Annotated in this window: 19 protein-coding genes; 16 read left to right on the top strand and 3 right to left on the bottom strand. The window is 72.4% G+C overall.

From position 1 onward, the window contains the following. Window position 1 precedes the first annotated feature (1 nt). From ACTMTJ_RS28005 to ACTMTJ_RS28015, 3 genes are all read left to right on the top strand, one after another. Window positions 2-310: an NIPSNAP family protein gene (locus ACTMTJ_RS28005; protein ID WP_441221090.1), complete on the top strand. Its 309-nt coding sequence runs from the start codon at window positions 2-4 to the stop codon at window positions 308-310. Between the two features lie 129 nt (window positions 311-439). Beyond that, window positions 440-1,813: a hypothetical protein gene (locus tag ACTMTJ_RS28010; RefSeq protein WP_441221092.1), complete on the top strand. Its 1,374-nt coding sequence runs from the start codon at window positions 440-442 to the stop codon at window positions 1,811-1,813. 204 nt (window positions 1,814-2,017) lie between these two features. Continuing rightward, entirely contained in the window at window positions 2,018-2,623 is a 606-nt protein-coding gene (locus ACTMTJ_RS28015) for a response regulator transcription factor (RefSeq protein ID WP_441221094.1), read from the top strand. A 511-nt stretch (window positions 2,624-3,134) separates the two neighbouring features. Here the strand turns inward: ACTMTJ_RS28015 and ACTMTJ_RS28020 are convergent. Beyond that, on the bottom strand, window positions 3,135-4,001 hold the full coding sequence (locus ACTMTJ_RS28020) for an SDR family oxidoreductase (RefSeq protein WP_441221096.1): 867 nt from the start codon (window positions 3,999-4,001) through the stop codon (window positions 3,135-3,137). Window positions 4,002-4,072: 71 nt separating this feature from the next. Between ACTMTJ_RS28020 and ACTMTJ_RS28025 the strand changes: the two genes are divergently transcribed. Next, entirely contained in the window at window positions 4,073-4,453 is a 381-nt protein-coding gene (locus ACTMTJ_RS28025) for a winged helix-turn-helix transcriptional regulator (RefSeq protein WP_441221098.1), read from the top strand. On the opposite strand, the gene ACTMTJ_RS28030 is transcribed toward ACTMTJ_RS28025, so the two are convergent. Next, complete coding sequence (locus tag ACTMTJ_RS28030; RefSeq protein WP_441221100.1) at window positions 4,450-5,208, bottom strand: TetR/AcrR family transcriptional regulator; 759 nt, start codon at window positions 5,206-5,208, stop codon at window positions 4,450-4,452. The genes ACTMTJ_RS28025 and ACTMTJ_RS28030 overlap by 4 nt on opposite strands. 67 nt (window positions 5,209-5,275) lie before the next feature. On the opposite strand from ACTMTJ_RS28030, the gene ACTMTJ_RS28035 reads away from it, so the two are divergent. The 5 genes from ACTMTJ_RS28035 to ACTMTJ_RS28055 all read left to right on the top strand — a co-directional run bounded on the left by ACTMTJ_RS28035 (window position 5,276) and on the right by ACTMTJ_RS28055 (window position 10,188). Beyond that, a complete protein-coding gene (locus ACTMTJ_RS28035; RefSeq protein ID WP_441221102.1) occupies window positions 5,276-6,220 on the top strand; it encodes an ATP-binding cassette domain-containing protein in 945 nt (314 codons plus the stop codon). Beyond that, window positions 6,217-6,993 (top strand): ABC transporter permease, encoded by a 777-nt coding sequence (locus tag ACTMTJ_RS28040; RefSeq protein ID WP_441221104.1) that lies wholly within the window; start codon window positions 6,217-6,219, stop codon window positions 6,991-6,993. The genes ACTMTJ_RS28035 and ACTMTJ_RS28040 overlap by 4 nt, the downstream gene beginning before the upstream one ends. 10 nt (window positions 6,994-7,003) lie before the next feature. After that, complete coding sequence (locus tag ACTMTJ_RS28045) at window positions 7,004-7,924, top strand: bile acid:sodium symporter family protein (RefSeq protein ID WP_441221106.1); 921 nt, start codon at window positions 7,004-7,006, stop codon at window positions 7,922-7,924. An 11-nt stretch (window positions 7,925-7,935) separates the two neighbouring features. Continuing rightward, window positions 7,936-8,358 carry an acyl-CoA thioesterase gene (locus ACTMTJ_RS28050; protein ID WP_441221108.1) on the top strand — a complete coding sequence of 141 codons (423 nt, stop codon included), beginning with the start codon at window positions 7,936-7,938 and terminating at the stop codon, window positions 8,356-8,358. A 276-nt stretch (window positions 8,359-8,634) separates the two neighbouring features. Continuing rightward, window positions 8,635-10,188, top strand: a complete 1,554-nt coding sequence (locus ACTMTJ_RS28055; protein ID WP_441221110.1) for a GH25 family lysozyme — start codon at window positions 8,635-8,637, stop codon at window positions 10,186-10,188. Between the two features lie 18 nt (window positions 10,189-10,206). Here the strand turns inward: ACTMTJ_RS28055 and ACTMTJ_RS28060 are convergent, their stop codons facing one another. Next, on the bottom strand, window positions 10,207-11,580 hold the full coding sequence (locus ACTMTJ_RS28060; protein WP_441221112.1) for a PLP-dependent aminotransferase family protein: 1,374 nt from the start codon (window positions 11,578-11,580) through the stop codon (window positions 10,207-10,209). Window positions 11,581-11,693: 113 nt separating this feature from the next. Here ACTMTJ_RS28060 and ACTMTJ_RS28065 point away from each other — a divergent pair, with 113 nt between their 5' ends. The 7 genes from ACTMTJ_RS28065 to ACTMTJ_RS28095 are packed head-to-tail and all read left to right on the top strand — an operon-like array spanning window position 11,694 to window position 19,004. Continuing rightward, complete coding sequence (locus ACTMTJ_RS28065; RefSeq protein ID WP_441221114.1) at window positions 11,694-12,533, top strand: nitrilase-related carbon-nitrogen hydrolase; 840 nt, start codon at window positions 11,694-11,696, stop codon at window positions 12,531-12,533. Between the two features lie 17 nt (window positions 12,534-12,550). After that, a complete protein-coding gene (hydA, locus tag ACTMTJ_RS28070) occupies window positions 12,551-13,951 on the top strand; it encodes a dihydropyrimidinase (RefSeq protein WP_441221116.1) in 1,401 nt (466 codons plus the stop codon). Between the two features lie 5 nt (window positions 13,952-13,956). Continuing rightward, window positions 13,957-15,432, top strand: coding sequence for a CoA-acylating methylmalonate-semialdehyde dehydrogenase (locus ACTMTJ_RS28075; protein ID WP_441221424.1), 1,476 nt, complete (start codon window positions 13,957-13,959; stop codon window positions 15,430-15,432). 3 nt (window positions 15,433-15,435) lie between these two features. Then, window positions 15,436-16,452, top strand: a complete 1,017-nt coding sequence (locus tag ACTMTJ_RS28080) for a TIGR03842 family LLM class F420-dependent oxidoreductase (RefSeq protein ID WP_441221118.1) — start codon at window positions 15,436-15,438, stop codon at window positions 16,450-16,452. Window positions 16,453-16,504: 52 nt separating this feature from the next. Beyond that, window positions 16,505-17,350, top strand: coding sequence for an ABC transporter permease (locus ACTMTJ_RS28085; RefSeq protein ID WP_441221120.1), 846 nt, complete (start codon window positions 16,505-16,507; stop codon window positions 17,348-17,350). Continuing rightward, entirely contained in the window at window positions 17,347-18,162 is an 816-nt protein-coding gene (locus tag ACTMTJ_RS28090) for an ABC transporter ATP-binding protein (protein ID WP_441221122.1), read from the top strand. Before ACTMTJ_RS28085 ends, ACTMTJ_RS28090 begins: the two co-directional genes overlap by 4 nt. Next, window positions 18,162-19,004 (top strand): ABC transporter permease, encoded by an 843-nt coding sequence (locus ACTMTJ_RS28095; RefSeq protein ID WP_441221124.1) that lies wholly within the window; start codon window positions 18,162-18,164, stop codon window positions 19,002-19,004. Before ACTMTJ_RS28090 ends, ACTMTJ_RS28095 begins: the two co-directional genes overlap by 1 nt.

Consider the following 19,004-nt stretch of genomic DNA (forward strand, 5'->3'; position numbering starts at 1 on the left):
CATGATTGTGGAAGTACGCACATATCGGATCACGCCCGGCCGCCGAGCGGAATTCGTCGAGATCTTCGAAAAGCGCGTCGTGCCGCTGCACCGCGAGTACGGAATCGCGGTGCTGGGTCCGTTTCTCGACACCGAGAACCCCCACCGTTTCATCTGGCTGCGCGGCTTTCCGTCGCTGGCCGAGCGCGACCGGATGAAGGCCGCTTTCTATGGCGGCGACGTGTTCAGGAACGAGCTGGAGGGCATCCTGATCCCGATGCTGGAAAGCTACGACGTAACCCTCTGTCAATCCACTGACCTGTTCGGCTGACATTTTTCCGCCGCTGTCATCCCTCCCGGGGAATGCGACCTTGTCGATGTCTTGATATCGTCCGCTGATCGTACGATCGCGGAGGGTGACACAGGCCTGATGACCAGTACGCCGGCATGTCGGACAGCGGTGCGCGCACTGCTGCTGGCCGGTGCGGCGGTGGTCGCCTACCTGGTGCTCGCCCTCTTCGACAGACCCGCGAGAGCGGATGGCGGCGGCCTGGACCTGGGCCCGCTCCCGACCGACCGTTTGGCGGCCACGCTGCCGCACCACGCGCCCGAGCCGCCACCCGCCCCACCGGAGGTCACCCGCGGCGACGCCCCACCCACGATGACGAAGGCCACGCGGGGCGACGCCCCGCCCAAGGCGGCGAAGGCCACCCGCGGCGACGTGCCGCCCACGGTGGCGAAGGCCGCGCGGGGCGACGCCCCGCCCGGGGCGGCGAAGGCCACAAAGGGCGACACCCCAGACCGCGACACCGGACCGGACCGCCTCCCAACTGGTGACGCTGGCCGAGATCGCACCCCAAGCGGTGACGCTGGCCGAGATCGCACTCCAGACCGCGACGGCGGTCGGGACCGCGCCTCAGGCGGTGACACCGGACTGACGGCCGCCATTTTCGGGGATCCCGCGGATGGACCGACCGACACCGCGACGGCCCGCACCCTGGTGACCGAGATCCTGGCCGACACGACGACCGCCGCGACCGGGGCGCCAGCGGGCACCACAACGAAGACCCCGCCGAGCGGCGCCCCCACGACCGCCGCCACCGGGATCCTCGCGGACACGACCGCCGAGGCCGGCCGCGCCCTGACGACCACCGCGGCCGACACCCTTGGGGCCGCCGTGCCGATCGGCGCCCTGACCACCACCGGGACCGGGATCCTCGCGGACACCACGGCCGTCGTCAGCGACACCCTGCGGGCCACGGCGGCCGGTCTCGTCGGGGCCGTCCCCTTGGAGCCTGTCCTCCGGCTGGTGGAGGCCGCCGTGTTCCGCCCGCTCCAGCCTGCCCCGGGCCCGGTGGTCGGCGGGCCGACCCCGGCGCCGGCGCCACCGCTCGCGCCGAGCGACCCAGCCGTCGTCCCGAGCGAGCCACCGGCGGTGCCGCAGGCGCCGCCCCTCGCGACCACGCCGGCCGTGGACGCGGCCGCGCGCCAGGCGACCGCGCCGGCCCCGCGGATGGACCGCGCGGCGGCCGGCATCGTGGGGGCGGTGGCCGGCGCCACCAGGGGTATCACCACGCCACCGTGGCCGCAGGACGCCGCCGCTGGCCGTGGGATCGCCGCCCGGGGTGGCGCACCCCTGCCCGGCTCGGGTTTCGGGGGGTGCGTGCCCGCGGGGTGCGCGCACACCACTGACGTGATCACCGGCGGTGGGCAGCCGCTGGTGTTGTCGGCCGTGTTCGCCGTGCGGCCGGAGGCGCGTGGCCGTCTTGTCGCGCCGCGCGCCGGCTTGGCCTTCGCCGGGCGGCGGCCCGGCGTCACGCCGCTTCCTGGCTGATCGCACCGCCTCGCAAAGGCGCCACAGGCAGCCCTTTCGCTAGATCGACTAGTGGGGCGGCGATGGAGTGCGCCCACTTTTCGGATTCGTGGTGTTGCGGTGTGCGGGTCGGCAGCGATGACCCATAGAGCGACGCGGAAATATCCGGCGGTCCACAAAGGACCGGAATAGAGCTGCGGGCACCAGAGATCGGAGAACACCCTCGTGATCCGCATCATGGTCGTCGAGGAGATGGGGTTGTTGCGGAGCGCGTTGCGCACCGTGCTGACGAGCGAACAGGACCTGGAGGTGGTGGCGGAGATCGACGACGGCACGGAGATCCTGCCGGTCGCCGGGCGGGAGCGCCCGGACGTGGTCGTCGTGGACGTGGACCTGACCGCCGCCGACACGCGTGGCCTGCTCATGCGGCTGCGTGAGGAGGTGCCGCGGGTGGCGGTGCTGGCGCTGAGCGGGCGCTGGACCGCCGACTCGCTGCGGCGGGCGCTGGCCGCGGGGACGCTCGGTTTCGCCGGCACGGACGTGACGCCGGCACAGTTCGTGCGGATCGTGCGGTCGGTGGCCGCCGGCAACCGGGTGATCGACCCGGCGGTCGCGGCGGCCGTGCTCAACCCCCCGCCCAACCCACTGACCAACCGCGAGCGGGAGATCCTCAGCGCCGCCGCGGAGGGCCTCCCGCCCAAGGAGATCGCCAACCGCCTCTACCTGGCGCACGGCACCGTGCGCAACCGCATGTCCGCGATCCTCCGCAAGACCGGGGCGCGCAACCGCCTCGAAGCCATCCGCCGCGCCCAGGAGAGGGGGTGGCTTTAGAGACCTTCAGGGTCCGCTCGAATAGGTTTCCCGGATTCGCGTCAGCTGCGGACCGCCGCTCCCGCCGGAGACCGCTGCGGCCGGCGGCTCGCAGCGCTCGCCGAAACCCCGGCCTCCGCTGCCAGGCCCGCGGTCCACGATCTACAGAAGACGGCCTTTGCGGGCCGGTTGCTGGCTGGTCTGTCGGGAAGGCTGTCGAGCCGCGCGCATTGATGCTTCACGCCCGACGGCCTCCCCGGGTGGCGGCGGGCCGACCAGGGTGGCCACTCTAGGGAAGCAGAGCAAACGCGTCCCGCGCGCACCTACCCCAACCCGGGCCTAAGGCCCGGCGCAGCCGCTGGGGTGAGCGTGACCAGCGGCGGATGGGTGAGGCCGCGGGAGCAACGGCATGGACCACGACGGGCGTCGCGGTAGCTCACATCTGCGCGCCTTGGCCCCAGAAGGGCAGCCCTCTCACCGCCTGGACGTCCAAGAGGGCTGCCCTCTTGAGGGGCGAGCGGCAGGGGAGGCGCTAGGAGAGGCGGGCCAGGCCCTCGGCGACCGACACGGCGAGGGGCGTCGTCTGGCGGCCGATGAGGCGGCTCAGGTCGCCGGTCTCGACGAGCAGCTTGCCCTCCTTCAGCGACACGTCGCAGCCGGCCAGCACCTGGGCGTAGCCCTCGGGCAGGCCCGCGCCCACCAGCGCCTGGGTGTACTCCGCCGGCGGCAGGTCGCGGTAGGCGACCTCCTTGCCACTCTGCCGGGACACCTCGGCGGCGAGCTCGGTGAGCGTGAACGGCTGGTCGCCACCCAGCTCGTACACCGTGTTGTCGTGGCCCTCACCGGCGAGGACGGCGGCCGCCGCGGCGGCGAAGTCGGCGCGCGGGGCCGCGGAGACCTTGCCGTCGCCGGCCGAGCCGAGGATCGCGCCGTGCTGGAGGGCGGGGGTGAGGTTGTCGGTGTAGTTCTCCACGTACCAGCTGTTACGCAGGAACGAGAACGGCAGTCCGCTGGCGCGGACGACCTCCTCGGTGGCGGCGTGCTCCGGCGCGATGGGCAGGTCGGTGTCGTCCGCGTACGGCGCGCTGGTGTACGCGATGAACGACACGCCGGCCTCGACCGCCGCCTCGACCGCGTTGGTGTGCTGCGGCACCCGCGCGCCCACCTCGCTGCCGGAGACGAGCAGCAGGCGGTCGACGCCCTTGAACGCGTCGGCCAGCGTCGACGGCTGGTCGTAGTCGGCCACGCGCACCTGCACGCCCAGCGCGGCCAGGTCGGCGACCTTCTCCGGGCTGCGCACGGCGGCGACGATCTCGCCGGCCGGGACGCCCCGGTCGAGCAGCGAACGAATGACGAGGCGGCCGAGGTGGCCACTGGCTCCGGTGACGGCAACGGTCATGAGGGACTCCACTAACTCCTAGAAAGCACTAACCAGTGGAGAGTACCCCATCATCAGGTAGTCTGTGGAACATGACGGAAGAGGCCCTGGAGGATCTTGTCGCCGACGTGTTCGCGCGCGCCTGCACCTCCCGCCTCGTGCTGGAAAACGTCGCCGGCAAGTGGGGCATCCTCGCCCTCGCCGCGCTCTCCGAGGGGACGTACCGGTTCAACGCGCTGCGCCGCCGGGTCGACGGCATCAGCGAGAAGATGCTGTCCCAGACGCTGCACGCGCTGGAGCGTGACGGCCTCGTGCGGCGCGACGCGCAGGCCACGATCCCGCCGAAGGTGGAGTACTCGCTGACCGAGTCGGGCAAGCGCATCGCGGAAAAGCTGATCGAGCTGATCGAACTGGTCGAGGGGGAGATGCCCGCGGTCCGCGCGGCGCAATCCGCCTACGACGAGCGGGCCTAGCGTCCCTCGATCAGCGCGGCCACCCCGTCGAGCAGCCGCGCCAGCCCGAACTCGAACGCGCGCGCCGGGTCGAGCGGCGCCTGGTACTCCTCGCCGGCCGCGGCGCCCACCCGGGTGGCCAGCGGAAAGCGGTCGGGGTCGTAGACCTTCTCCAGCTGCGGGGCGATCTCGGCCCACCACTCGTCGTCGGTCTTGCCGGTGTCCTTCGGTAGCGAGGCGGCGGCCAGCGCGCTGCGCACCGCGCCGTGCACGTAGTCGCCGACCATCGTCACGACGAGGTCCATCTCGACGTCGGTGAGGCCGATGCCCTCCACCGCCGCCAGCTGGTAGTCGTACTGGGCGATGAGGTTGGGGCCGGGCACCGGGCGGTTCGTCGCGACGTGCAGCAGCCAGGGGTGGCGCAGGTAGAGCGCGTACGCCTCGCGGGCGACCAGCTCCAGCCGGGCCCGCCAGCCGCCCGGCACGTCGTCGGGCTTGGCGGTCTCCGCGCAGACCCGGTCGAGCATGAGGTCGAGCAGCTCCGCCTTGCCGGGCACGTACGTGTACAGCGACATCGCGGTCACCCCGAGCCGCTCGGCGACCCGCCGCATGGAGAGGGCGGCCAGCCCCTCGGCGTCGGCGATCGCGGTCGCCGCCTCGATGATCTGGTCGGCGGTGAGGCGCGGCTTGGGTCCGCGGCGGACGCGCTCGGGCGAACCCCAGAGCAGCTCCATGATCCGCTTCGGGTCACTTCCGCCGGTGTACTCGGTGGTCACTCTGTACAGCGTAGAGCTATACTCCCCGAGCGCCTATTCTGTACGGCGTAGAGAGTTTGAGGGTGTCATGGCTTCTGACCTCGCGGTCCAGGTCGAAGGACTGCGCAAACGCTACGGGGACAAGGCGGCGCTCGACGGCTTCGACCTGCGTGTGCCGGCCGGCACGGTGCACGGCCTGCTCGGGCCCAACGGGGCCGGCAAGACCACCGCCGTGCGCGTGCTGGCCACGCTGCTGCGGGCCGACGGTGGCAAGGCGCTCGTCGACGGGTACGACGTGGCGCGCCAACCCGCCGCCGTCCGCGAGCGGATCGGGCTCGTCGGCCAGCACGCGGCGGTCGACGAGGTGCTCGGCGGGCGGGAGAACCTCGTGATGTTCGGCCGCCTCTTCCACCTCGGCAAGCGGGAGGCCGGGCGGCGCGCCGACCACCTGCTCGAACGCTTCGGGCTCGCCGACGCCGGCGGCAAGCCGGTCAAGCGGTACTCCGGTGGCATGCGCCGCCGCCTCGACCTGGCCGCCAGCCTGATCCTGCGGCCGGCGGTGCTCTTCCTCGACGAGCCGACCACCGGCCTCGACCCGCGCGGGCGCAACGAGGTGTGGGCGGCGGTGCGGGCGCTGGTCGCCGACGGCACCACCGTGCTGCTCACCACGCAGTACCTGGACGAGGCCGACCAGCTGGCCGGCCAGATCTCGGTGCTCGACCACGGGCGGGTCGTCGCCGCCGGTACCCCGGATGAACTGAAGTCCCGGATCGGGGGTGACCGGATCGACGTGGTCGTGCGCGCGGACGCCGACCTCGCCGCGGCCGCGGCGGTGGTCAAGGAGATCGCGGAGGCCGAGCCGGAGGTCGACCCGGACGGCCGGCGGGTCTCCGCGCCGGTGCGCGACCGGGTCGCCGCGCTCACCGACGTGGTGCGCACCCTCGACGCCCGCGGCGTCGCGGTCGAGGACATCGCGCTGCGCCGCCCCACGCTCGACGAGGTGTTCCTGCGGATGACGGAGGTGAACGCGTGAAGTGGCGATGGGCGCTCGCGGACGGGTGGACGATCACCCTGCGCGACCTGAAGCACTGGGCCGCCCAGCCCTGGCAGATCGTGTTCGGGCTGCTGTTCTCGGTGATGCTCGTGCTGATGTTCGGCTACCTCTTCGGCGGCGCGATCGAGGTACCCGGCGGCGGCGACTACCGGGAGTTCCTGCTGCCCGGCATGTTCGCGATGACGATGCTCTTCGGGCTGGAGGCCACCTACACGGCCGTCACCACCGACGCCGACCGCGGCGTGACCGACCGCTTCCGGGCGATGCCGATGGCCGGCTCCGCCGTCGTGGTGGGACGCGCGTCCGCCGACATGCTCAACTCTGTGGTCACCCTCGCCGCCATGGCCGTCTGCGGCCTCGCGGTCGGCTGGCGGTGGCACGAGGGGATCGCGCCGGCGGCAGGGGCGTTCGGGCTGTTGCTGCTGCTGCGGTTCGCGCTGCTGTGGATGGGCATCTGGCTCGCGCTGGTGCTGCGCAGCCCGGAGGCGCTGATGGCGCTCCAGATCCTGGTGTGGCCGCTGGGCTTTCTGTCCAATGTGTACGTCTCACCGGCGACCATGCCGGGCTGGCTGGGCGCCCTCGCCGAGTGGAACCCGCTCTCCGCCACGGTCAGCGCGGCCCGCGAGCTGTTCGGCAACCCCAGCTGGGACGGTGGCGAGCACGCCGTGCTGCTGGCCGTGCTCTGGCCGCTCGCGCTGATCGCGGTGTTCTTCCCCTTGTCCGTGCGCGCGTACCAGCGGCTCAGCCGGTAGCCTCGCGCCGGTGTTCGTCCTGGCCCTGATGGCGGCGGTCGGGGTCGCCGCGCTGCTGCCCGCGCGCGGCCCCGCCGCCACCGTCGCGTCGGTGGCCACGGCCGTCGCCATCGGCGGGCTCTTCTTCCTGTACGGCGCGCGGATCGCCCCGCGCGCCGCCTGGGAGGGCGCCCGCCACTGGCGGCTGCACGCGGTGGTGCTGCTGTGCACGTTCGCGCTATTCCCGCTGCTCGCGCTGGGCGGGCGGTGGCTGGACGGGCCGGTGCTCACTCCCGCCCTCTACGACGGCCTGGTGTACCTCAGCGTGGTGCCGTCCACCGTGCAGACGTCGATCGCGTTCACCGCGCTGGCCGGCGGCAACGTGCCGGCCGCGGTCTTCAGCGCCTCCTTCTCCAACCTCGCCGGCGTGCTGCTCACCCCGCTGCTGGCGGCGGCGTTGCTGGGCGGGAGCGCGATCTTCTCCGCCGGCTCGCTGGGCGAGATCGCCGCCCAGCTGGTGCTCCCGTTCGCGGCCGGCCAGGCGGCCCGCCCGTGGATCGCCGCCTGGCTCGAGCGGCGCTCCTTCGTGGCCCACGCCGAACGCGGCGCGATCCTGCTCGTCGTCTACACCGCGTTCAGCGCCGGCGTGGTCGCGGGCGTCTGGCACCAGGTCTCACCCGGCCGGCTGGCGGCACTGCTCGCCGTGCTCGCGGTCCTGCTCGCGCTCGTGCTCGGCCTGACCTGGCTCGCCGGCCGCCTGCTCGGCTTCGACCGCCCGGACCGCGTCACGATCGTCTTCTGCGGCTCGAAGAAGAGCATGGCTACCGGTCTGCCGATGGCCGCGGTCATGTTCGGCCCGGCGGCCGCCGCGATCCTCGTCGTGCCGCTGATGCTCTTCCACCAGATCCAGCTCGTCGTCTGCGCGATACTGGCGAGACGCTGGGGTCGGTAGTCTCGGCCCCCATGGGGGATCCATTCAAGGTCCGCGTGGGGGTGCGCGGCTACGAGCTCGACACCCTCGGCCATCTCAACCAGGCCGTCTACCTCCAGTACGCGGAGCACGCGCGGTGGGAGGTCCTCCGGGCCGCCGGCGCCACGCCGGAAAAGTTCCTGGCCAGCCGCTCGGCCCCGGTCATGCTGGAAAACACGATCCGCTACCGCGCCGAGCTGCGCGCCGGCGACGAGGTCGACGTGACGTGCGCCTTCGAGTGGGCCGGCGGCAAGACCTTCAGGCTCCGGCAGGAGCTGCGCAAGCCGGACGGCACCCTCTCCGCGGAGGTGACGGCCGTGGGCGGCATCCTCGACCTCGACGCCCGCCGCCTGGTCGTCGACCCCCGCGCCCACCTGCGCAAGCTCGCCGACAACCCCGAAATCCTCGACGCCTAGAGAGCTTTGGCGCCCGGGTCGCTGTCCGTGGTGGTGTTGCTTCGAGGCATTTTCCCAGGTCCGCGTCAGCTGCGGACCGTATGCTCCCGCGGGCACCGCGCCGGACGGTGCGCGGCGGCGTGGCGACCACCGTCCGGCCGCGCCTGAGCCGCGCCGCGTGGCACGGCACGGTCCCGGTGACCGTCGACGGCCCGACCGTGTGCCTACCTCACCTCGGCCTCGAGGGTGCTTGAGCATCGCCGGCCCGCGGAGGACGCTGTTCGTGGGAGGCGGGCCATGGTGCGCAGGGGTCTGGCGGTGCTGTTCGGTGCGGTGCTCGTCGCCGCGGGTCTGACCGTTGTCGGCGCGTCGCCGGCCGGGGCGATTCCGCCGCCGCCCGGTTACCCGATCCGCGGGGTCGACGTCTCCTACTACCAGGGGCCGTCGCTCGACTGGGCCGCCCTCGCCCGGGGCGGCGCGAAGTTCGCGTACATCCGGGCCAGCGAGCAGGACGGGCAGCCCGTCCCCAACAACAACCCCGATCCGTTCCTCGCCACCAACCTGGCCGGGGCCCGCGCCAACGGCCTGTACGCCGGTGCGTACCACCGCGCCCGCCCGGACCTGAGCAGCGGCCGGCAGCAGGCCGGCGTCCTGCTCGACTTCGCGCCGTACACCGTAGACGGGCGCACCCTGCCGCCGATGCTCGACATCGAGTGGCCGCGGCCCGCGTGGGGGCTCGACGACTGTTTCGACATGACGCCGGCCCAGATGGTGGCCTGGATCGAAGACTTCGTGAACGAGATCGCGGTGCGCACCGGCCGCCAGGCGATGATCTACACGAACACCAACTGGTGGAACCCCTGCACGGGCGGCAGCACCCGCTTCGCGGCCAACCCGCTCTTCATCGCCAACTACTCGCAGGACCCGCCGCCGCTGCCGGCCGGCTGGCCGTCGTTCGCCCTGTGGCAGCACGCGGCGGGAGCGCAGATCCCCGGCTCCGACTGGGCCACGCCGGACCTGGACGTGTTCAACGGCGGCTACGCGGCCCTCGCCCAGCTTGTCGGCGGCCCGGCCACCAGCCTGCTGGCCACCGTCAACGACAAGTACGTGAGCGCGGAGAGGGCCGGCGCCGACCCGCTCATCGCCAGCCGTCCCGCGATTGGATCCTGGGAGCAGTTCGACCGGATCGACGCCGGCGGCGGGTTCGTCGCGCTGCGGTCGCGGATCAACGGCCTCTACGTCTCCGCCGAGCGGGCCGGGGCGGCGCCCCTGATCGCCAGCCGGCCGGCGATCGGCGGCTGGGAGAGGTTCCGGGTCGTCGACAACGCCGACGGCACGATCAGCCTGCTGGCCAACGCCAACGGCAAGTACGTGAGCGCGGAGAAGGCGGGTGCCGCGCCGCTCATCGCCAGCCGCACCGCCATCAACACCTGGGAGAAGTTCCGCGCGGTCCAGCCGCCGCCCCTGGTCACCCTGCTGGCCAGCGTCAACCGCCGGTACGTCAGCGCGGCGAACGCGGGCGCGGCACCGCTGGTCGCCAGCCGGCCGGGGGTCGGGTCGTGGGAGCAGTTCGACCAGGTCGACGCCGGCGACGGGTTCGTCGCGTTCCGCTCCCGCGGCAACGGCCGCTACGTCTGCGCCGAGCAGGCCGGTGCCGCGCCGCTGATCGCGAGCCGGACGGCGATCGGTGCCTGGGAGAAGTTCCGGATCATCGACAACGCCGACGGCACCACGAGCCTGCTGGCCAACGCCAACGGCAAGTACGTGAGCGCCGAGCAGGCGGGTGCCGCCCCGCTGATCGCCAGCCGCACCGCGATCGGCACCTGGGAGAAGTTCTTCCGCCTGGTCTAGGGCCTGTTGAAACAGGCCCTAGCGGGCGGCGCGGTGCAGGGGGCCGGCGCGGTGGCCGCTGGCGCGGTGGCGTGCCCCGGCGGCCTCGGCGAGGATGGCGGCCAGGTCGTCGAAGCCGTCGCGCACCAGGCCGACCGTCACCCGGATGTGGTCGCCGCCCAGCGGGCGCACCTCGAACGGCGCGCCCGGCGCCGCGCCGATCCCGTGCGCGGCCAGGGTGACGAGGGCGACCTGCTGGTCGCGCACCGCGATCCACATGTTGATGCCGTCGGCGGCGGTCGCCTCCACCCCGTGCCCGGCGAGCGCGGCCAGGAGCAGGTCGCGGCGGCGGGCGTACTCGCGGCGGGCGCCGGCCACCGCGCGCACGGTCGCCGGGTCGGTCAGCAGGTCGAGCAGCACCGCCTGGAGCACCCGGCTGGACCAGCCGGGGCCGAGCAGCCGCCGGTCGGCGACGGCGGTGACCAGCGCGGCAGGGCCACCGACCGCGGCCAGCCGCAGGTCCGGGCCGTGGCTCTTGGAGAAGCTGCGCACGTGTACCACCCGGTCGGGCAGGTGCGCGCCGAGCGAGACGGCCGGCGCCGTGGCGATGTCGCCCACGTGGTCGTCTTCGACCACGATGATCGACTCATGGTCGGCGAGCAGGGCGGCGAGGTCGGCGGCGCGCTCCGCGGTCATCGAGACGCCGGTGGGGTTCTGCGCCCGCGGCTGGAGGAAGACCGCGCTGGGGGATTGCTCCAGCGCCGCGGCCAGCGCGGCCGGCACCGGCCCGGCGGCGTCCAGCGCCACGGGCACCGGCACCGCGCCGACCGACTCCAGCAGGTCGAGCAGGGGCGGGAAGGTCGGGTTTTCCACCACCACGTGGGCGCCGAAGCGCACCACCGCGCCCACCACCCGGTCGAGCGCGTCGAGGGCGCCGTCGACGACGGTGAGCTGCTGCGGCGGGTACGGCCAGCGCTCCCGGAGCACCACCTCCAGGCGGGGGAGCACCGGGTCCTCCAGGTACGACGTGGTGAGCCGGGTGTCGCCGATCCGGCGCAGCGCGGGCGCGAGGTCGGGGAGCAGGTCGTGGTCGGGCACGCCGGTGGAGAAGTCGTGCGGCAGCGACGACGGGTTGGCGACCAGCCGGGAGAAGCGCATCTTCTGCCGGGGGCGGGTGGGTGTGAGCACGAAGGTGCCGGAGCGCCCGCGCGTCTGGATCGCCCCCGCGCTGGCCAGCGAACGCCAGGCCTCGCTGACCGTCGTCGGGCTGATGCCGAGCGCCTGCGCGACCGAGCGGACCGTGGGCAGGCGGGTGCCGGCGGGCAACTCGCCGTTGTGCACGAGGCGGCTCACCGCGGCGGCGATCCCGCGGGCGGTGCGATCGTTGACCGCACCGGCGATGAGCTGGAGCATGTTACTCCTACGCAATATCCTGTAACAATCTCGCCATTGTCCGCCCGCACCTGTGTCACTAAAGTCCTACGCCATCAGCTGCGAAAAGAACAGAGCCGAGAGGGGACGACCCCATGGCAGACCTTGTCCGCGCCGCGCTCGTCCAGACCACGTGGACCGGCGACAAGGAATCGATGATCAAGGCTCATGAGGAGTACGCCCGCCAAGCCGCCGCACAGGGCGCGAAGGTGATCTGCTTCCAGGAGCTCTTCTACGGCCCGTACTTCTGCCAGGTCCAGGACAAGGAGTACTACTCGTACGCCGAGTCGATCCCCGGGCCGACCACCGAGCGCTTCCAGGCGCTCGCCGCCGAGCTCGGCATGGTGATGGTCCTGCCGATGTACGAGCAGGAGCAGCCCGGCGTCCTCTACAACACCGCCGCGGTCGTCGACGCCGACGGTCGATACCTCGGCAAGTACCGCAAGACGCACATCCCGCAGGTCAAGGGCTTCTGGGAGAAGTTCTACTTCCGTCCCGGCAACCTCGGCTACCCCACGTTCGACACCGCGGTCGGCCGCATCGGCGTGTACATCTGCTACGACCGCCACTTCCCGGAGGGCTGGCGCGCGCTCGGCCTCGGCGGCGCGACGATCGTGTTCAACCCGTCCGCCACCCACCGCGGCCTCTCGTCCTACCTGTGGAAGCTGGAGCAGCCGGCCAGCGCCGTCGCCAACGAGTACTTCGTCGGCGCGATCAACCGGGTCGGCGTCGAGCCGCTCGGGGACAACGACTTCTACGGCACGTCGTACTTCGTCGACCCCGAGGGCAAGTTCGTCGGCGAGACCGGCGACCCGTACCAGGCCGAGCTGATCGTCCGCGACCTCGACCTGGCCCTGCTGGCCGAGGTGCGCGACCGGTGGGCCTTCTACCGCGACCGCCGCCCGGACGCCTACGGCCCGCTCACCCAGCCCTGATCCGGAGGAACAAGAACATGACCCTGCTGATCACCGGGGGCACCGTGATCGGCCCCACCGGCGCGAGCCCGGCCGACGTGCTGGTCGACGGCGAGAAGATCGTCGCGATCCACGCGCCCGGCACCGGCCCGTCGGACACCGAGACCCTCGACGCCACCGGCAAGTACGTCATCCCGGGCGGCATCGACGCGCACACCCACATGGAGCTGCCGTTCGGCGGCACGTTCGCGTCGGACACGTTCGACACCGGCACGAAGGCCGCGGCGTTCGGCGGCACCACCACGATCATCGACTTCGCGGTGCAGCGCACCGGCGAGGTGGTGCAGGACGGGCTCGCCGCCTGGCACGCCAAGGCCGACGGCAACTGCCACGTCGACTACGCGTTCCACATGATCCTCGGCGGCGTCGACGACGACTCGCTCAAGGCCATGGACCAGCTCGTCAACGACGAGGGCATCAGCAGCTTCAAGCTCTTCATGGCGTACCCGGGCGTGTTCTACTCCGACGACGGCCAGATCCTGCGGGCCATGCAGAAGGCGCGCGACAACGGCGCGGTCATCATGATGCACGCGGAAAACGGCATCGCGATCGACGTGCTGATCCAGCAGGCCCTCGCCCGCGGCGAGACCGACCCGATCCACCACGGCCTCACCCGGCCCGAGGCCCTCGAGGCCGAGGCGACCCACCGGGCGATCATGCTGGCCGAGGTGGCCCAGGACTGCCCGCTGTACATCGTGCACCTGTCCGCCAGCCGGGCCCTGGCCGAGGTGGCGGCGGCCCGCGACGCCGGGCGCAACGTCTTCGCCGAGACCTGCCCGCAGTACCTGTACCTGACGCTGGAGGACCAGCTCGGCGCGCCCGGCTTCGAAGGCGCCAAGTGGGTCTGCTCCACCCCGCTGCGCAGCAAGCACGAGAGCCACCAGAGGGACCTGTGGCAGGGGCTGCGCAGCAACGACCTCGCGATCGTCTCCACCGACCACTGCCCGTTCTGCTTCAAAGACCAGAAGGAGCTGGGCGTCGGCGACTTCTCCAAGATCCCCAACGGCATCGGCGGGGTCGAGCACCGGGTCGACCTGCTCTACCAGGGCGTCGTCGACGGCAAGCTGTCGCTGGAGCGCTGGGTAGAGACGATCGCCACGACACCGGCCAGGATGTTCGGCCTCTACCCGCGCAAGGGCGTCATCCAGCCCGGGTCGGACGCCGACATCGTGGTCTACGACCCGAACGGGCGCACCCGGATCAGCGTCGAGACCCACCACATGAACATGGACCACTCGGCGTACGAGGGCTACGAGATCGCCGGCAAGGTCGACACTGTCCTGTCCCGCGGCGAGGTCATCGTGCGCGAGGGCGCCTACCACGGCTCGAAGGGGCGGGGCCAGTACCTGCCCCGCGGGCTCTCGAGCTACCTGGTGTGATGGCTATGCGAATCGTTCCACATTGGATCAACGGAGCCCAGGTGGAGGGCGCGGGCGACCGCCGCCTCCCGGTCTGGGACCCGGCCACCGGCGAGCAGCAGGCCGAGGTCGTCGCCGCGACCGGCGCGGAGGTGCGCGCCGCCGTCCAGGCTGCCCTCGACGCGCAGCCCGGCTGGCGGGCGGCCTCGCTGTCCCGCCGCGCCGAGGTGATGTTCCGCTTCCGCGATCTCGTCGACGCCAACCGCAAGGAGATCGCCACGCTGCTCTCCTCGGAGCACGGCAAGACCGTGGCCGACGCGGGCGGCGAGGTCGCCCGCGGGCTGGAAAACGCCGAGTTCGCCGCCGGCGCGCCGCACCTGCTCAAGGGCGGATACAGCGAGCAGGCGGCCACCGGCGTCGACGTGTACTCGATCCGCCAGCCGCTCGGCGTCGTCGCCGGCATCACGCCGTTCAACTTCCCGGCGATGGTGCCGATGTGGATGTTCTGCAACGCGCTGGTGGCCGGCAACACGTTCGTGCTCAAGCCGAGCGAGAAGGACCCGTCCGTCTCGCTGCTGCTGGCCGACCTGTTGCGCCGGGCCGGGCTGCCGGACGGCGCGTTCAACGTCGTGCAGGGCGACAAGAGCGCGGTCGACGCGCTGCTCGCCGACCCGGACGTCCAGGCGGTCTCGTTCGTCGGCTCGACACCCGTGGCGAAGGCGATCTACGAGGCGGGCACCCGGGCCGGCAAGCGGGTGCAGGCGCTCGGCGGTGCGAAGAACCACATGGTCGTGCTCCCCGACGCCGACGTCGGCGCGGCGGCCGACGCCGCCGTCTCGGCCGGCTTCGGCTCGGCGGGGGAGCGGTGCATGGCCGTCTCCGTCGTGGTCGCGGTCGGCGCGGCCGGCGACGCGCTCGTCCCCGCGATCGCCGACCGCCTCGGCAAGATCCGCGTCGGTCCGGCGTCCGACCCGGACTCGGAGATGGGGCCGCTGATCACGCGGGAACACCGCGACCGCGTCGCCTCCTACCTCGACACCGCGGGCGGCGACGTGGTGGTGGACGGGCGCTCCGTCTCGGAAGGTCCGGGCTTCTTCCTCGGCCCGTCCCTTGTGGACAACGTCGAGAAGGAAAGCGCCTACTACACCGACGAGATCTTCGGGCCGGTGCTGTCGGTGGTGCGGGTCGACACCTACGACGAGGCGCTCAAGCTCGTCAACGACAACCCGTACGGCAACGGCACGGCCATCTTCACCCGCGACGGCGGGGCGGCGCGCCGCTTCCAGTACGACGCCGTGTGCGGCATGGTCGGTGTCAACGTGCCCATCCCGGTGCCGGTGGCGTACTACAGCTTCGGCGGCTGGAAGGCCTCCCTCTTCGGCGACCTGCACATGTACGGCCCCGAGGGCTTGCAGTTCTACACCCGCACCAAGGTGGTCACGTCGCGGTGGCCCGATCCGGCAACGTCCGAAGTGGACCTGGGCTTCCCGAAAGTGAGATAGCGTATGGACATCGGCGTCGTCTTCCAGTGCGACCCACCCGCGTCCACCGTGGTCGACCTCGCGGTGGAGGCGGAGGCGGCGGGGTTCAGTCACGTGTGGACGTTCGACTCGCACCTGCTGTGGCAGGAGCCGTTCGTCATCTACTCGCAGATCCTCGCGCGGACGTCCAATGTGGTCGTCGGCCCGATGGTGACCAACCCGGGCACCCGCGACTGGACCGTGACGGCGTCGCTGTTCGCCACGCTCAACGAGATGTACGGCGCCCGCACCATCTGCGGCATCGGCCGGGGCGACTCGGCGCTGCGCACGCTCGGCCTCCCGCCCAACAGCCTCAAGGAGCTGGGCGAGTGCGTGCACGTGATCCGCGAGCTGGTGGCCGGCCGCCCGGTGACCCTGCGCGGCAACGAGGTGCGGCTGCCGTGGGTCGAGCCCGGCACCGAGCTGCCGGTGTGGGTCGCCGCGTACGGGCCGAAGGCGCTCGCCCTGACCGGCGAGGTGGGCGACGGGTACATCCTCCAGCTCGCCGACCCGGACATCGCCGCCTGGATGATCCAGACGGTGCGGGGCGCGGCCGAGAAGGCGGGGCGCGACCCGGCGGCCATCAAGTTCTGCGTGGCCGCACCGGCCTACGTCGGCGACGACCTGGCCCACCAGCGCGAGCAGACCCGGTGGTTCGGCGGCATGGTCGGCAACCACGTCGCCGACATCGTCGCGCGCTACGGCACGAGTGGGGCGGTGCCGCAGGCCCTCACCGACTACATCGAGGGCCGCAAGGGATACGACTACGCGCAGCACGGCAAGGCCGGCAACACGCACACCGCGTTCGTGCCGGACGACATCGTCGACCGGTTCTGCGTGCTCGGGCCGGTGGAGTCGCACCTGACCAAGCTGCGGGCGCTGCGCGACCTGGGCGTCGACCAGTTCGCGGTGTACCTCCAGCACGACGACAAGGAGCACACCCTCGCCGCGTACGGCGAGCACATCATCCCCGCGCTGCGCGCCGAATCAGTGGCGGCATGAGCGCGGAGCGAAGCGGAGCGCACATGCTTCGCGGTCCGCAGGGGATGGTCGCGTGAAAAGGGCGCTCGCCACCGGGATCGGCGCGGTCGTCGTGGCGGTCCTGCTGTGGGAGGCGTACAAGTGGGTCGGCAGCGACGACGGCGCCACCGTCCTCGGCGTCCGGGTGCTGCCGCGGGCGGACGACGCGGCCATGCCGCACGTCCTCGACGTGCTGCGCCGCTTCGGCGAGCCGGAGCTGGCCGGTGGTGACCCGATAGCGCTCGTCGTGCTGAAGGCGTGCCTGTTCACGCTCCGCAGTGTCGCGGTCGGGTTTGGCGCCGGCGCGCTGATCGGGCTGCTGCTCGCGGTCGTGATGCAGCGCTTTCGGGTGGTCGAGCGCGGCCTGCTGCCCTACGTCATCCTCTCCCAGACCGTGCCGCTGATCGCGCTCGCGCCGGCGATCGCCGGGTGGGGCGGGAAGCTGTCGCTCGGCTCGTACCCGTGGCAGCCCTGGATGTCGGTGGCCACGATCGCCGCGTACCTGGCGTTCTTCCCGGTCGCCGTCGGCATGCTGCGCGGGCTCCAGTCGCCGCCCGCGGTGGCCGAGGAGCTGATGCACAGCTACGCCGCCGGGTGGTGGCACACGCTCGTCAAGCTGCGGCTCCCGGCGTCAACCCCCTATCTCTTCCCCGCGTTGCGGCTCGCGGGGGCCGCGGCCGTCGTCGGGGCCGTGGTGGGCGAGATCTCCACGGGTACCCGCGGCGGCATCGGCCGCCTCGTCATCGAGTACTCCCGGGAGGCGACCGCCGACCCGGCCAAGGTCTACACCGCGATGGTCGGCGCGGCGCTGCTCGGCCTGGCCGTGGCGGGGCTCGTGGGCGCCGCCGAGTTCGCACTCAACCGACGGAGGGCCGCATGACCGAGCGCTCGCGCGAGGGGACGGCCGGCTCAGCCGCCGCTGTGGAGCTGACCGGCGTCGGCAAGGTGTTCAACCCGGGCCGCGCCGACCAGGTCGTCGCGCTCACCGGCGTCGACCTGACCGTCGAGAGTGGGCAGTTCGTGTCGCTGATCGGCCCGTCCGGGTGCGGCAAGTCCACATTGCTGCGACTCGTCGCCGACCTTGTGCCGCCCACCGAGGGCACCGTGGTCGTCGCCGGCAAGCCGGCCCGGAAGGCGCGCCTGGACCAGGAGTACGGGATCGCGTTCCAGCAGGCCGGCCTCTTCGACTGGCGCACCGTGCAGCGCAACGTCGAGCTGCCCCTGGAGCTGCGCGGCGCCTCCCGCGCGGAGCGCCGCGAGCGGGCCCGGGAGATGCTCGACCTGGTCGGGCTCGGCGACTTCGCCGGCCACTACCCGCCGCAGCTGTCCGGCGGGATGCAGCAGCGGGTGGCGATCGCGCGGGCCCTGGCGGTACACCCGCCGCTGCTGCTGATGGACGAGCCGTTCGGCGCGCTCGACGAGATGACCCGCGAGCGGCTCCAGGACGAGCTGCTGCGGATCTGCGCGCGCACCGGCACCAGCACGATCTTCGTCACCCACTCGATCCCCGAGGCGGTGTACCTCTCCAACCGGGTCGTCGTCATGTCCCCGCGCCCCGGCCGGATCACCGACACCGTCGAGATCGACCTGGGTCCGCGCTCCGACGCGACCCGGCAGTCGGCCGGCTTCTTCGCGGGCATCACGAAGGTCCGCAAGGCGCTGCGCGGTGCGCCCGCGGAGGTGTCGGCCTAGTGACCGCGACCGTCGACCCGATCGCCGCGACCGACCCGACGGCGCCGATCACGCTTGGCCGCCGGCGGCGCCGCCGCGGGCTGTCCGGTCTGGTCCGCGGCCTGCTGCCGCCGCTGGTCGTCGGCGTCGGCGGGCTCGCGCTGTGGGAGCTGATCGTCAAGGCGGGGCGGGTCGCGCCGTTCATCCTGCCGGCGCCGAGCGCGATCTGGGAGCAGTTCTGGCTCAGCCGCGAGGTGATCTGGAAGACCGGCCTGGCCAGCGGCACCAACGCGCTGGTCGGCCTGGTCGCCGGCGCGGTGCTCGGCATCCTCGCGGCGATGGCCGCCAGCCGCTTCCGGCTGCTCGGCGAGGCGTCGATACCGGTCGCCGCGGCGCTCAACGCGCTGCCGATCATCGCGCTCGCGCCGATCCTCAACAACATGTTCGAGTCGACCAGCAGCATCCCGCGCCGCGTGGTCGTCGCGATCGTGGTGTTCTTCCCGGTCTTCGTCAACACGCTGCGCGGGCTGCGCCAGGTCGACCCCACCCACCGGGAGCTGATGGACAGCTACGCCGCCGGCGGCTGGACGTTCACCCGGCTGGTGCGGCTGCCCGGCGCCCTCCCGTTCGTGTTCACCGGTCTGCGCCAGGCGTCCTCCCTGGCCGTGATCGCGGCGGTGGTCGCGGAGTACTTCGGCGGTCTACAGGACGGCCTCGGCTCCCGGATCACCTCGGCGGCGGCGAACACCGCGTACCCGCGCGCCTGGGCCTTCGTGGTCGGCGCGTGCGTGCTCGGCCTCGTGTTCTACGCCGCCGCGCTCGCCCTGGAGCGGATCGCCACGCCGTGGCGCCGTTCCGGATAA

Origin of the sequence: Phytohabitans sp. LJ34 (genome assembly GCF_052068095.1) — a bacterium.
In the GTDB taxonomy this organism is placed as follows: Bacteria; Actinomycetota; Actinomycetes; order Mycobacteriales; family Micromonosporaceae; genus Phytohabitans.

What these genes read in the sequence shown, in the direction of transcription:
- ACTMTJ_RS28025 (WP_441221098.1), top strand. Translation starts at nt 4,073, where the DNA reads ATGACGGAAGAGGCCCTGGAGGATCTTGTCGCCGACGTGTTCGCGCGC.
- ACTMTJ_RS28080 (WP_441221118.1), top strand. Translation starts at nt 15,436, where the DNA reads ATGGACATCGGCGTCGTCTTCCAGTGCGACCCACCCGCGTCCACCGTG.
- ACTMTJ_RS28005 (WP_441221090.1), top strand. Translation starts at nt 2, where the DNA reads ATGATTGTGGAAGTACGCACATATCGGATCACGCCCGGCCGCCGAGCG.
- ACTMTJ_RS28035 (WP_441221102.1), top strand. Translation starts at nt 5,276, where the DNA reads ATGGCTTCTGACCTCGCGGTCCAGGTCGAAGGACTGCGCAAACGCTAC.
- hydA (WP_441221116.1), top strand. Translation starts at nt 12,551, where the DNA reads ATGACCCTGCTGATCACCGGGGGCACCGTGATCGGCCCCACCGGCGCG.
- ACTMTJ_RS28075 (WP_441221424.1), top strand. Translation starts at nt 13,957, where the DNA reads ATGCGAATCGTTCCACATTGGATCAACGGAGCCCAGGTGGAGGGCGCG.
- ACTMTJ_RS28060 (WP_441221112.1), bottom strand. Translation starts at nt 11,580, where the DNA reads ATGCTCCAGCTCATCGCCGGTGCGGTCAACGATCGCACCGCCCGCGGG.
- ACTMTJ_RS28090 (WP_441221122.1), top strand. Translation starts at nt 17,347, where the DNA reads ATGACCGAGCGCTCGCGCGAGGGGACGGCCGGCTCAGCCGCCGCTGTG.
- ACTMTJ_RS28065 (WP_441221114.1), top strand. Translation starts at nt 11,694, where the DNA reads ATGGCAGACCTTGTCCGCGCCGCGCTCGTCCAGACCACGTGGACCGGC.
- ACTMTJ_RS28020 (WP_441221096.1), bottom strand. Translation starts at nt 4,001, where the DNA reads ATGACCGTTGCCGTCACCGGAGCCAGTGGCCACCTCGGCCGCCTCGTC.
- ACTMTJ_RS28050 (WP_441221108.1), top strand. Translation starts at nt 7,936, where the DNA reads ATGGGGGATCCATTCAAGGTCCGCGTGGGGGTGCGCGGCTACGAGCTC.
- ACTMTJ_RS28055 (WP_441221110.1), top strand. Translation starts at nt 8,635, where the DNA reads ATGGTGCGCAGGGGTCTGGCGGTGCTGTTCGGTGCGGTGCTCGTCGCC.